Annotated in this window: 11 protein-coding genes and 1 pseudogene; 10 read left to right on the top strand and 2 right to left on the bottom strand. The window is 63.2% G+C overall.

Annotated elements, in window-relative coordinates:
- The first annotated feature begins 8 nt into the window (after positions 1-8).
- The 7 genes and pseudogenes from ACW5DW_RS01035 to ACW5DW_RS01005 all read left to right on the top strand — a co-directional run bounded on the left by ACW5DW_RS01035 (position 9) and on the right by ACW5DW_RS01005 (position 4955).
- Positions 9-593, top strand: a complete 585-nt coding sequence (locus tag ACW5DW_RS01035; RefSeq protein WP_457016736.1) for a hypothetical protein — start codon at positions 9-11, stop codon at positions 591-593.
- 323 nt (positions 594-916) lie between these two features.
- Positions 917-1168: pseudogene (locus ACW5DW_RS01030) on the top strand (transposase); the annotation flags it as partial.
- Positions 1169-1181: 13 nt separating this feature from the next.
- Entirely contained in the window at positions 1182-1358 is a 177-nt protein-coding gene (locus ACW5DW_RS01025; protein WP_457016734.1) for an integrase core domain-containing protein, read from the top strand.
- A gap of 92 nt (positions 1359-1450) precedes the next feature.
- Positions 1451-2101, top strand: a complete 651-nt coding sequence (locus ACW5DW_RS01020) for a GntR family transcriptional regulator (RefSeq protein WP_457016732.1) — start codon at positions 1451-1453, stop codon at positions 2099-2101.
- A 199-nt stretch (positions 2102-2300) separates the two neighbouring features.
- Positions 2301-2447, top strand: a complete 147-nt coding sequence (locus ACW5DW_RS01015; RefSeq protein ID WP_457016730.1) for a benenodin family lasso peptide — start codon at positions 2301-2303, stop codon at positions 2445-2447.
- Positions 2448-2559: 112 nt separating this feature from the next.
- Positions 2560-3177, top strand: a complete 618-nt coding sequence (locus ACW5DW_RS01010; protein WP_457016728.1) for a lasso peptide biosynthesis B2 protein — start codon at positions 2560-2562, stop codon at positions 3175-3177.
- Positions 3177-4955 (top strand): asparagine synthase-related protein, encoded by a 1779-nt coding sequence (locus ACW5DW_RS01005; RefSeq protein ID WP_457016726.1) that lies wholly within the window; start codon positions 3177-3179, stop codon positions 4953-4955. The genes ACW5DW_RS01010 and ACW5DW_RS01005 overlap by 1 nt, the downstream gene beginning before the upstream one ends.
- A 6-nt stretch (positions 4956-4961) precedes the next feature.
- Here ACW5DW_RS01005 and ACW5DW_RS01000 read toward each other — a convergent pair whose 3' ends face one another.
- Positions 4962-7370 carry a prolyl oligopeptidase family serine peptidase gene (locus ACW5DW_RS01000; RefSeq protein ID WP_457016725.1) on the bottom strand — a complete coding sequence of 803 codons (2409 nt, stop codon included), beginning with the start codon at positions 7368-7370 and terminating at the stop codon, positions 4962-4964.
- Positions 7371-7474: 104 nt separating this feature from the next.
- Positions 7475-9922 (bottom strand): TonB-dependent receptor plug domain-containing protein, encoded by a 2448-nt coding sequence (locus ACW5DW_RS00995; protein ID WP_457016724.1) that lies wholly within the window; start codon positions 9920-9922, stop codon positions 7475-7477.
- 392 nt (positions 9923-10314) lie between these two features.
- On the opposite strand from ACW5DW_RS00995, the gene ACW5DW_RS00990 reads away from it, so the two are divergent.
- From ACW5DW_RS00990 to ACW5DW_RS00980, 3 genes are all read left to right on the top strand, one after another.
- On the top strand, positions 10315-10572 hold the full coding sequence (locus ACW5DW_RS00990; protein ID WP_457016722.1) for a helix-turn-helix domain-containing protein: 258 nt from the start codon (positions 10315-10317) through the stop codon (positions 10570-10572).
- 148 nt (positions 10573-10720) lie between these two features.
- Positions 10721-10984: a helix-turn-helix domain-containing protein gene (locus ACW5DW_RS00985; RefSeq protein WP_457016720.1), complete on the top strand. Its 264-nt coding sequence runs from the start codon at positions 10721-10723 to the stop codon at positions 10982-10984.
- Between the two features lie 287 nt (positions 10985-11271).
- The gene (locus ACW5DW_RS00980; protein ID WP_457016718.1) at positions 11272-11469 is read left to right on the top strand and encodes a carbon storage regulator; all 198 of its coding nucleotides are present in this window, start codon (positions 11272-11274) and stop codon (positions 11467-11469) included.
- Positions 11470-11738 lie beyond the last annotated feature (269 nt).

The following is an 11738-nucleotide window of genomic DNA, read 5'->3' as shown; positions in this document are numbered from 1 at the left end:
GAACTGCCATGCTTGCATTTGCACCTGCACTGTTCGCGGTGTCGTGCGCAGCGGCGGGTCAGACAACGTTCTTGGCTGTCAAAGATGTTTCAACGGACGCAGACAGTTGCTTGGATGTCGATAGCCGACAGCTCCAGTTTGCTTGCCATCGACTTCGCCCCGGTGAGATGACCGCGATTGCCATTCGTGAGTTCACTCCATCACGAAAGGTGGATGGCAGCAGGTTCTCAAAGATCACGATCGTGCTACCGAAAGACGTGAGCTCTGGTGACGTTTTCAGCCTTCCGGGTGATACCGCAAGCGTGTTCTACAGCAACGGTTCCAGCGCGTTCGCGGGCAAGAAAGGCTGTTATGGAGCTGCCATCACGGGGAGCATTGAGGTCCTGTCAGTAGAGGTGGATGCCATGGAAGCCTCGCTAGACGTGGTCGTCGAGATGAAAAGCCCGCTGGATTGGCCTGGAGAGTGTGAACCTGTGCGAATACAGAGAACTCTGCGAGCCAATTGGACGCAATACGATTCGCTCGGCGCATGGGAAGGAAAACCAAGTGTTGGCGATACGCCTTTCGAGGAAGCGCACCCGTTCAACGATTGAACGCCTATGGTTATATTTGGGCCGGTTCACCCTGGCCCCTCGCGGCGCCAAGACGCACCTCGCCGCGCACGCGATCTACGTTGAGGACGAAGACAAGGCCGATCAGATGGCCGCGCCGGGCCCCTACAAGATCCGTGCAGTGCGCAAACAAGGACAGGCGCCGAGCCTCTTGGGGTTGGCGATCGCGTCGGGAAAGCCGCGGAGAAGGTCGGGTCGTGACTCGCACCATCAAACCGCATGACTCTTCACCCCGGGGTACCCCCCCCACAGGTTAGCTGACCCCAGAAGTGGAATTTTCTCGTACCCTTTCCCGAGGAGGTTCCATGAAGAAGTCCCGTTTCACCGATAGCCAGATCATTGCCGTGCTCAAGCAGACCGAGGCCGGTACGCCCGTGCCGGAGCTGTGCCGGGAACACGGCATCAGCTCGGCGACGTTCTACAAGTGGCGCAGCAAGTTCGGCGGCATGGAGGTGTCCATGGTGGCCCGGATGAAGGAGCTGGAGGAGGAGAACCGGCGGCTGAAGAAGATGTACGCCGACGCCCAGCTCAGCGCCGACTTGCTGAAGGAAGCCCTGCTACAACCGCACTGTGCGCTACGGCTGGCTGGCCCGCACCCTGTTCGAAACCATTGAGCAGGTGCAGGACAAGGCCACACGCTGGCTATGGACTGACAACCATGAGCGCCCGAACATGGCGCTCGGCGGCATTACACCGATGCAGGCTCTCAACAGGCGAACGGCTGGTCAATTGACCCTTGCCGCATAGCTCCACTTTTGGCGACTGCTAAAAATGGGGGAGTTACCTCCGCGGCCCCGCAGCATGTAATATCGCCACCAAGGACGAAGCCCAACGCAGACATGGAGTCCGCCATGAGCGCTGCATACTCTTCCAAGAGTGCATTCCTGTACCGCCAGATACGGCGGGCACTGCAGGCCGGGCGTTACATGCCCGGACAGCGGATCGATCCGACGACCATCGCCGCCGAGTTCAACACCAGCCCCACACCCGTGCGCTACGCGCTTTACCGCCTGGTCGGTGAAGACCTGATCGCCGACCACGGGCGCGACGGGCTGCACGTACCGCTGCCCACCGAAGTTTCGCTGCACGAACTCTACGATTGGATGCAGCGGCTGCTGCTGATGGCATGCGAGGTCGGCTTCCCGCAGCGGACGCACGAGGACGTTCGGGACGTGGATATCGCGCCCGGCGACGACGTGGTGAAACGCACCTGGCACCTGTTCGACGCGGTCGCCTGCGCGACTGGGCACGGCCCGCTGCATAGGACCGTCCGGCGCGTCAACGACTGCCTCGCGCCGGTCCGGCGCCATAAGCAAACCTTGCTGTCGAACGCGTTCGAAGAGCTGTCAGAGCTGATCCGGCACTGGCAGCATCGCGACATCGACGCCCTGCGGCCGGCGCTGACCAGGTATCACGAACGGCGCAAGCAGCTGGTGCCCTGCATCGTTGCATTGTTGAACCGCAAGTCACAGGAACTGCAACGAAGCTGACGCATCGGGCTGCGCATCACGCCCGCATTGACCGCTTCGGGGGGTACAGATGCATCCGTGCGCCATCGCATCGATGAGCTGCGTCACAGTTATCCTTAATTATCAGGTGATCAAGCAATAATCATTTGAGAATCAAGAACTCCGGTCTCTACGCTGCACCGGCCATGGGATGGCCATGGCGCAATCGCAGGAGATCGACATGAACAAGACGAACAACACGAACGCACCAAAGGATGCGCCGGAAGGCGTGATTGACCTCGGCGTGGCCAGCGTCGAGACGCACGGACCTCGTCCCGGCTTCGAACCCGTCGGGAGCAATACGCCCGTCGGCATCTCCGAAGAGTGAGCAGTTGGAGCGCACCCCGAGGGGTGCGCTCTTTTCTTGTGGGGGGTTCAAGATGCCGCTCCAACCGCACCAAGATTTGTCGTTCTGTGATGTCGACGGACGTCTCATCTTCTTGGACATCGGCAAGGATCGCTACTTCCGGCTCCAGCCTGAACTGGAACAGGCATTCATCGCGAGCCTGAGTCAGCGTCAGTGCTCAAGAGCCGAGATGGAACGGCTGATCAAGGCCGGCCTTCTTGTCATCACTCCAGCCATCAGCAGCCACGCCTCATCCCTGGCGATCTCGCCACCAACGCAAAGTGTGTTGGAAATGCACGCTCCCCCGGCACCAAGGTCGTTATTTGTGAACCTGGAGGTGCCAGCGATCGTGCTGTGGACAAAACTGCAGCTGAAGATGATTGGCCTGAAGCAGACGTTACAAACGCTCGCAGCAAACCGGCAGCCCGAGCCGCCCATGTCCGCCGGGTCGATAGACGATCAGGCGCTAGAGGTGTTCGATGCGGCCCGCATATTTCGCAGAGCGAGAAAGTACGTACCACTGGAAACGCGCTGTCTTCTCGACTCGATCGCGCTGGTGAAGTTCCTCGCGGTGCGAGGCCTGCATGCCGACATCGTCTTCGGCGTGACCACCGATCCCTTCGCGGCACACTGCTGGGCCCAGTTCGGCCAAACGCTCTTGAACGACACGATCGGGAATGTGTCGACTTACACGCCGATTCTGGTGATCTGATGGATCTCCACTACCTGGCACTGATCGATGGGGTCGGGTGCTACAGCAGCGCGGCGTGGTCGATCTCCGAAGAACGGCTCGCTGCGATGGAGATGCGTGCAGTCGCGGCGCCCAGGCGCGTCCGGCTCTACGTGAGCAGGCAGATGCCCGTCATCGAATTACCGGACGGTGGCACGCTCATCGGGCACGTGTTTGCGCGGGACGGAACTCTGGTCACGGACAACAACAGGTGGTCCGCCATGACCATGGACTTCGATATCCGGCGAGACGTCATCGACAACCTGTGGGGACATTACCTGCTCCTTCAGCCCGATGCCAAGGCAGATGGTGGGCTCAGCGTCATGCGCAGCCCTTCTCCCTCGGGCGACCTGCCGTGCTTCTACGCGCTCAATGATGGCGCAGGCTTCATCACTTCAGATATCTCGTTCCCGACCCAGCTTGGTCTCTACTCCGAGCAGGTCGACTGGACATTCATCGAGCTTTGCCTCGCCTATCCGCACGAGAAGATGGCGCGTACCGGCCTTTCCGGAGTCCGCGAGCTCCTGCCCGGCTCCAGAATCGTCGTTGGGAAGCATGTCGCGGTGGAAACCGCATGGTCGCCATGGAAGTTTGTCGATGCAGCTCAACGGCATTCCCGTGCGGCCGAGGCGGCTGCAGAGGTCCGCGGCGCTGTGTGCGTCTCGGTCCGGTCACTGGCCAGCATGGAGGAGGCCATTCTCCTGGAGGTCTCTGGGGGGCTGGACTCCTCTATCGTCGGAGTCTGCCTGCGGGGCTCAGCTGCGCGCGTTTCTTGCTGCACGCTTGTCACCCCCGTGCGTGGCGCAGACGAACGATCCTATGCCGTGCAGATCGCCCAAGCGCTTGGTAGCGAGCTGACAGCCGAGCACCTGCAGTTCGAGGACGTGCGATTTCAGTTCGATCCGCCTTCCCACTTGCTGACACCCAGGCTCGGGGCGCTGCAGAACGCCATAGCAGACCGGGTGGCGGCGGTATGCGACCGCAGTGACATTGCAGCGTGCTTTTCGGGTGGCGGCGGCGACGCCGTCTTCGACAACTTCAGTACCGCTGCGCCCGCTGTCGACGCATTCAGGGAACTTGGCATGGGCGCGGGGATTGCCGCAGTGCACGATCTTGCCGCGCTGCACGGGTGCACCTTCTGGAAGGCGGGCCGCCTGGCCCTATCAAAGATGCGCCGAGCACCGGCACCGCCCCTCAAGGAGGACCTCTCTTTCCTCGGCCCGGCGTTCAGCGCCCCGACCATCGAGCCCCACCCCTGGCTCGACGCGCCCGCAGACGCATTGCCAGGCGACCGGGAGAGAATATTTGGCCTTGCCACCAATCAACTATTCAGGGAATCCGTGCCACGCGGAGCTGGACGCCGTCTGCGGATGCCTTTGCTGAGCCAGCCGGTGGTAGAGGCCTGTCTCAAGGTACCCAGTTGGATGTGGATCGCCGGTGGATGCAACCGGGCCATCGCCCGGTCGGCGTTTCAAGACCTCCTGCCCGCTGATGTCCTGAACCGGCGAAGCAAAGGCACTTTTATCGCCTATCTGGGAGGCGTCTACCGCAGAAGCAAGGACCAGATGCGCGACTACCTGCTGTCTGGTGAACTGCAGGCGCGCGGCCTGCTGGATGGCGACGCCCTGGTCCGGTTCTTCGCGACACCCCCGCTTCCACGCGACGATTCTTTCACCAGAATTTTCGAACTGTGCATGATCGAAAACTGGATCCGCCATCGCTCTGCTTCGAGCCCGCGCGCAATCCTTCCAATATCCTAGCCTCCCTCACTGCTTGCGCAGATACCTCGAGAAGAACTGCTCCGTCCGCGTCCAAGCGTCGGTGACATTGCCGGGGCTGGCGATGACATGCGCCTCGCCCCAGTACATGGCCAGCTCCGCGGGCACACCCTTGCCGTACAGGATGGAGTAGACACGTTCCATGGGCCGCGACGTGCCGAAATCGAACTCCCCCACGAGCAGCAGCATCGGTGTGGTGGCGTGTTCCAGATTGTAGACGGGGCTGTTGCTGATCCACTGGTCCTGCGCTTGCCAAGGCGGCGCGCCTATGGCGTAGGGCTGGGATTCGTGCTCGTACACCATGCGACGCACCTGCATCACGTTACCGCCGCTTTGCAGCGCGGTGAACTCGAGGCCCGCGTCCAACGTCCAGTGCAGGTCCGGGAATGTCGAGGAGACGGCAATCGCCTTGAACGTGTCCGTCCTCGCTGCAAGCGCGAGACCGACATATCCGGCGTTCGAATGCCCCCAAAAAGCATATTCGCCGCTGAGGATTTCCGGCTGCCGCTCAAGCACCGCAAGCCAAGGCGTCACGGTGTCGACAGCCATCTGCAGCGGCCCGGCTTCCGGCAGCGCATAGTAGTCAACCGGGAACGGCACCACGAACACGGCGAATCCCTTCGAGAGCAGATGCTGGAACGGCCCATAGACCAGATCGTTAGAGTTGACGCCGCGGTGTGAGCCGTCCTCCATGCCCGGCACATACCCCGGATACGCTGTCAGCACCACGGGGTGTCGATCTCCGTCCCGTCGACCGGGAGGCAGGCGCAGAATGCCCGTCAGCGTCTTGCCATCAAGCTCATGCGATATCTCTCGCGCCTCGGGAACAGCGATCGCGCCCATGTGCCGGTTGAATGGGGTGACGGTCATGGCCCCGGGACCTCGCCCGAGCAAATGGAGCGAGGTACCTGCCGCATCATTACTCAGGTACAGCGTGCTACCGCCGGCCCCGGCCACCAGCAATTGAGCATACGGGGGCCTCGGGATGCGCTTGAGGACATGCTTTCCGTCGGCAAAGCCGAGACCGAAGTGCTGGTCCTGGCGGAACAGGATGAAGCGTGGCGCACGTCCGGCAACGTCGGCAGCGTAGACGAAGTCGAACTCTCCGGGCAGACGCGTCGTACCATCGCAGTCGACAACCTGCACCGTGTTCTCTGACCAGACGAGATGCCGGCCATCGGCGAACCGCCAGACTTTCCCAGACACCTGTCCCAGCGGCATGAGGTCGTTGTTGGAGACGAGCGACGGCCGCGTATCGATCAGACGATCGACACACTCGCCACTGCCCGCCAGCAGGCTTGCAATCAGTTCGGCGTCCAGCGCCGAGCGTGCCGGCAATTCCCTGGCGTGCTGCGTGTCGGCATCAATCTCCCAGGCCACATCATCACCGCTGGCGGTTCGACTCGTGTAGGACGCCCTACCCGCCAAGCCAATTCGCCTTCCATCGTCAGACCACAACGGCAGCCGGCTGTCCGACGCGGGCCCAGCCATGCGGATGCCTTGGACGTGCATCCCCGGGTCGCGGTTCGCGAGCGGCTGCACGATTAGCTTCAGTTCCACGGCATCGTCGTAGAGGTGCCAAGAGCGAAGCGGCGGCTCCATCGCGCCGGGCGCGGGTTTCAGGTGACGTGTTGCCACCAGCAGTGCGGCCCGCGCGCCGTCCGGGGACAGGGACACACCACGCACATCGCCCTCGTAGTGCACGGCTGTCTTCCCCGTCCTGACGTCGAGCGACAGCAGCCTGTTCGATACTCCCTCCGTCGGAGACTGGTCGTTCCATACTCGAATGGACGGCTGACCAGCCTTGGTCCGCCCCCGGAGCGCCGCGTACGTCGTGGCGGCCGTCGCGGGCGCGAGCCCGTATTGCTGCGGCACTCCGTTGCGGTCGACGAGCAGCACGGTCTGGTCGTCGATCCATACGAAGGCGCGCGTCCGCAGCGCCCATCCCGAAGGCTTCATGTCCGGTGCGCCGTGCGTTCTGAGCAAGACGTTCACATCAACGTCGATGCTCCCCCACTTCACCGGCCGGCGGGCCGCGAGATCCCAGACCATCACCCCTACCCTGCCATCGGCATCCGCGTACAGCGCGGCCAGCCGGCTGCCTGACGGCGAAAAGGCGGGCGCCCAGACCCACAGGTCATCGGCCGGCAGCTTCGTGGGCGCCGCAAGATCCTCGTCGAACAGCCAGATGTCGCCCCTGGGCTGCACGCCTGATCGTGCCGCACCCGCGTGGACGCCGGGAGCGGAGAGGGGTCGGGTCACCTGGACCGCCATTCCCGACCCATCGGGCGCGAGAACCGCGCCCTCGACCTCGGAACGCTGGAGCATGTCGTCAAGCGAGAGCAACCGCTTTCCTTCGGGAAGCGCCGCGCTGGCGCCACAGGATGCGGCCATCATTACTAGAGTCGCGAGCGAACTGCGGAAGAACCGTCTCATGGGGATCTGTCTCTTGGGGCCGGCCCAGCCGGCGGGACCACCTGCTACATGACTCGATGCGCACATCACCAGTGCTTCGATATCGACAGGTCGATGTAGCGACCGATTGCGGAGTAGTTCGTCGCGTCGTAAGGCGGCACGGCAAATGCCGTCACGGCGCCGGTGTCGTGCAGAGGCGGCGGGCGGTCCAGCGCGTTCTGCACCGACAGCGAGAAGTCCCACCGCGGGCGGTCCCGTGCCTCCCCCGACGGAATGGCGTAGCGCAAGGTGGTGTCGAAGGTGGTGAACGACGACGTCTTCTCGCCTGCAACCACGTTCAGCACACCGCCCTTGTAGTTCGCGAACGCCGAGGCGACGAGGCGCCCCCTCTCCCACACCGCGCCGATGCGTCCCGTGACCTTAGGCGGATGGAACAGGGTTCCAGCGAGGTCGGTTTCGGTGGTGGTGATCCGTTGCGTGCTGTCCAGCCAGGTTGCCGACCCGCGCAGGCCCAGCTGCCCGCCCGCCACGTCGAAGCGATACGACCCGGACAGGTCAAGCCCCCTGATCCGTTGCCCGGCCGCGTTGTGGAAGTGGGACCGCACGATCGCCACGACCGTACTCGGGTCGTACGGTGTGCCGACCAGGTTCGTGAGCAGACCGTCGCTGTCGCGCGCAATGAGCGCGGCCTGCTCCGCCTCGGTCGGAAAGTAGCGGACGAACTCGGCGTTCGCGGGGTCGCTCAATGCCTGCGCCGGGTAGGGAATGGGCTCGACAACCCGGCTGTCATAGTCGATGGCCCACCAGGTCACGCCCGCCTCCAGTCCGGGCATGTCCGCGGGGTGGAATGCAAGGGAGGCGGTCCATGTCCGGGCACGCTCCGGCGCCAGGGCGGGGTTGCCTCCAGCAAGGCTCAGTACCGTCGCGTCGTCCGGAAACCCCGAGCCGCCCGCCCCGACCGCGGACTCGTAGAGGACGAACTCGCTCCGGAACAGTTGGAACAGCGTTGGCGCCTTGAAGGACCTTCCCCAGGACGTCGACAGGGTGACGTTCCGGCCAGGGGTGTAGATCAGGCCGACCTTGGGCGTCGTGACATCACCGAAGCTGTCGTAGTCTTCGGCGCGTGCAGCGAGGGTCAGCTCCAGCCGACGTGCACTGTCGATGTCGGGCGCCGGTCCCAGCAACGGCAGGTGCATCTCCGCATAGGCGAAGCGGCTCCGTTCCCGGCCGTCGATGACGGGCTGGTTCGCAAGGTGGTCGTACTCGCGGAAGCTCGTCTCCCTGTGGCCGGCGCCTACCGCCAACCGTGCCTGCCCCCCGGGCAAGGAGAACACCGGCCCCTCCGCCCCGGCTTCGTACACCCGGCCTTCGTTGCAGTAACAGAATCGGATCGGAAACACGTCGCCCGTTGCAAGCAGCCCGATCGACTGGGCGTGCTCCAGGCTGTCGCGGGTCCGTGCCGCCGAGAAGGACAGCTCCCAGTCGTTCGGCAGGAACAGGTTCATGCCGGGCGCCACGAGGGATGTCGTCGACTCGGGGGTCGCTACGATCCTCTGGTTGCCCAGGCTGTTGTGGGCGCTGTACATCTGCGAACGCCTGGTGCCCAGCGCCTCCAGGTGCAGCTCGACGGAATCGCCCAACGACTGGCGCACACTGACCAGGCCGCTGCGCAGGTCGCTTTGCGGATAGAGCGTCCAGGCCTCGTGCAGGAAGCCGGTGTAGTCCCGCTGGCGCGCGTGGATCGGGTCCGTCGACACGTCCTTGTAGGCGACCATCAGCCCGCCACCCGACCAGTTGCCGCCGGCCACGGCGTTGTATTCGCGCGCGCCCATGCCCCCGCCGGTGGCCGTCCCGGCGCGCGCACCCAGCGAGACCCCGTCGAAGTCGGGGCGCAGGATGACGTTGGCGACCCCGCCGACCGCATCGGACCCGTAGATGGCCGACGCGCCATCGGCAACGATCTCGATCCGCTGGACCGCTTCCACCGGGATCGCGCTGATGTCGATAGCCTGCGAGATGCCCCCGTATGCCATGCGCCGCCCGTTGAGCAGGGTCAGCGATGCATCGGGCCCCAAGCCCCGCAGGTTCAGTGCCGAGCCCCCGGTCAGATTGGTGTTCTGGACCCCCGCCCCTGAGACCGAGAACGGAGTGACTCCCGGATTCTGGCCGCCCGAGAAGTTCTGCGGCACGCTGCGGATCACATCGCCCAGGTCGGTGAAGCCTTCCTCGCGGATGTGCTCGGCGCCGATGGTGATCACCGGCGAGGGCGAGGTGCCGCCGCGGATGCGGGTGCCGGTGACGGTGACCTGCTCGAGGTCCGTGGTAGAGGATTCGCTCGAAGGCGCGGCCCACTGGCTGGTTGGCACGGGCGGATCGCCCTGCTCGGCCCCCGTGTCCGGCGGATCGACCAGCTCGGAAGACGCATCGGTTCGCACCCCGGCCTGCCGAGAGAGTGCATCAAGAGACGCAGCCAGGAGTCCGGCAGGACGCTTGTAGGTCTCAGCCTGTTCTAGCGCGTGGGCGTCTTGCGCCATCCCGCTGTACGGGACAAGCAAGACAACAGTTGCGGCGAAGACCGCTGTCGCCACTACTCTCAGGCTGGAGCTTCCGGGTCGAAGGCGCTCAAGTTCGACGCTCGAAGGTCTTTGAGCCCTTGCGCCCCCACGCACGAGAGCCGCTGGCGCCGGTTCGGCACGCCCCGCACCACAATGCACCATGGCCACGCAGGCCGATACTGCTAGATGTTCGTTCTCCACCATGCATCTCCGGACAGCCGCCGACGTTTCCCCGCCGACCTAAGGGCCTCATCCCTCCAACTTGCGGGCGTCACAACCTCCCCGCGTCTGCTCATCGCCCAGAGCGAGAGTAATAAACAGTAGACTTATATGCTGTAGATTGCAAGCCGGTAGAGGCACAGGCTGGGCGTATGGCCGAGCCCTCGCCACCGCCCCCTTCCGAAGTCCGCATCCGAGTCGGCGGCAACGTTCGCCGCCTACGAGAAGCGATGGAGGGCGGAGTGAGCCAAGAGAAACTTGGAGAGATGGCGGAGTGCCACCGGACCTACGTGTCCCAGCTGGAGCGCGGCAGAACCAACATCTCCATCGATCGACTCGATCGATTCGCTCAGATCTTCGGGGTGGATGTCGCCGAGCTGTTCGTCGTGGCCCCATCGGCGGAGGGCTGAGGCGATCCTTTCGTTGTTCGTGCAGGACGAAGCACTCCTGCCCTCACTTTTGGCTCACTAGCTCAGCTACAAACGATATTGGTAGAGTTATAAACAGTAGACTTATAATCTGTAGAACCTTACCCGGTAGACGATCAGGCTGGAAGGCATGCCTTCCAAGCCTTCCCGGTCGCAACTGCCTACCGCCCGCGAGCGGGTTGCCGCTAATGTTCGCCGGCTGCGCAAGGCTCGGGAGCTGAGTCAGGAACAGCTAGCCGAGGTAGCGGAGTTTCACCGCACGTACGTATCACAGCTCGAGCGATCGGTAACCAATATCTCGATCGAGGGCCTTGAGCGACTAGCAGAAGCTCTAGACGTGGACATCATTGAGCTACTTCAGCCCCCGATTAGGACTATTCCTACGAAGAGGTAGGGAACGCGCCGACTTACGTGGACGCGCCCAATCGTCATAGTGAAACTGCCTCGGCAGCACGGCCTTCGCACCGGCAACGGATGCCGCTCAGCAGTAAGAAAGGCCGCCGCCTTGAGCAAGCGGCAAAGCTGGGCCGGGGCGTCTTCTTCATCTATACGGAAAGCCAGGTGTCTCCATCTCCGTCCTGATAGCTGGGAAGTCGGCTCAAACCAGCAGCTTTTTCTACTGTCTGGATTTTCCTCACCGTATCGCTACACGCAACAAGCCTCGCGGACCATGGAGCGGTCATGCTTATTCTGATGCGTCGAGACGGCGAAGCGATCCATATCGGCGACAGCATCCGACTGCTCGTCAGCTCGGTCACAAATGACAAGGTGCGGATCGGAATCGACGCACCGCCCAGCGTCACTGTCCTACGCGAAGAGCTTCTCTCTGCTCACGAGGGACGTGGCGAGAAACACTCGAGCAAGCTCGCCGTTGAGTGAGGTTCTTTTCGACCGCCAGCTGCTACTGACCTGTTACCTGCGGATTGGCATTGCATCGCCTTATCGAACGCTCAATGCTCGGGCATTCGATGTAGATGGCTAGTTGCCACTTTCCGCCAGAAGCGGCCGTTGAGGTGAAGACACGCGGTGCTTTTCACGATTCGCCGCGCAGCTTGTCAGTTATTCCATCGCTATGAGTTGCGCCATGTTGAATCGGCTGACCTTCCGGTCGCTCAACGGTACGTGCAAGCCCCTGAGAACCGCTGTTT

It is taken from the genome of Luteimonas sp. A482, from assembly GCF_054072655.1.
The sequence above is the reverse complement of the archived record's forward strand: the minus strand, read 5'-3'. Positions and strand labels throughout refer to the sequence as shown.

Coding starts and splice junctions, on each gene's coding strand:
- ACW5DW_RS01035 (WP_457016736.1), top strand. CDS start 9: ATGCTTGCATTTGCACCTGCACTGTTCGCGGTGTCGTGCGCAGCGGCG.
- ACW5DW_RS01020 (WP_457016732.1), top strand. CDS start 1,451: ATGGAGTCCGCCATGAGCGCTGCATACTCTTCCAAGAGTGCATTCCTG.
- ACW5DW_RS01015 (WP_457016730.1), top strand. CDS start 2,301: ATGAACAAGACGAACAACACGAACGCACCAAAGGATGCGCCGGAAGGC.
- ACW5DW_RS01005 (WP_457016726.1), top strand. CDS start 3,177: ATGGATCTCCACTACCTGGCACTGATCGATGGGGTCGGGTGCTACAGC.
- ACW5DW_RS01000 (WP_457016725.1), bottom strand. CDS start 7,370: ATGATGGCCGCATCCTGTGGCGCCAGCGCGGCGCTTCCCGAAGGAAAG.
- ACW5DW_RS00995 (WP_457016724.1), bottom strand. CDS start 9,922: ATGGCGCAAGACGCCCACGCGCTAGAACAGGCTGAGACCTACAAGCGT.
- ACW5DW_RS00990 (WP_457016722.1), top strand. CDS start 10,315: ATGGCCGAGCCCTCGCCACCGCCCCCTTCCGAAGTCCGCATCCGAGTC.
- ACW5DW_RS00985 (WP_457016720.1), top strand. CDS start 10,721: ATGCCTTCCAAGCCTTCCCGGTCGCAACTGCCTACCGCCCGCGAGCGG.
- ACW5DW_RS00980 (WP_457016718.1), top strand. CDS start 11,272: ATGCTTATTCTGATGCGTCGAGACGGCGAAGCGATCCATATCGGCGAC.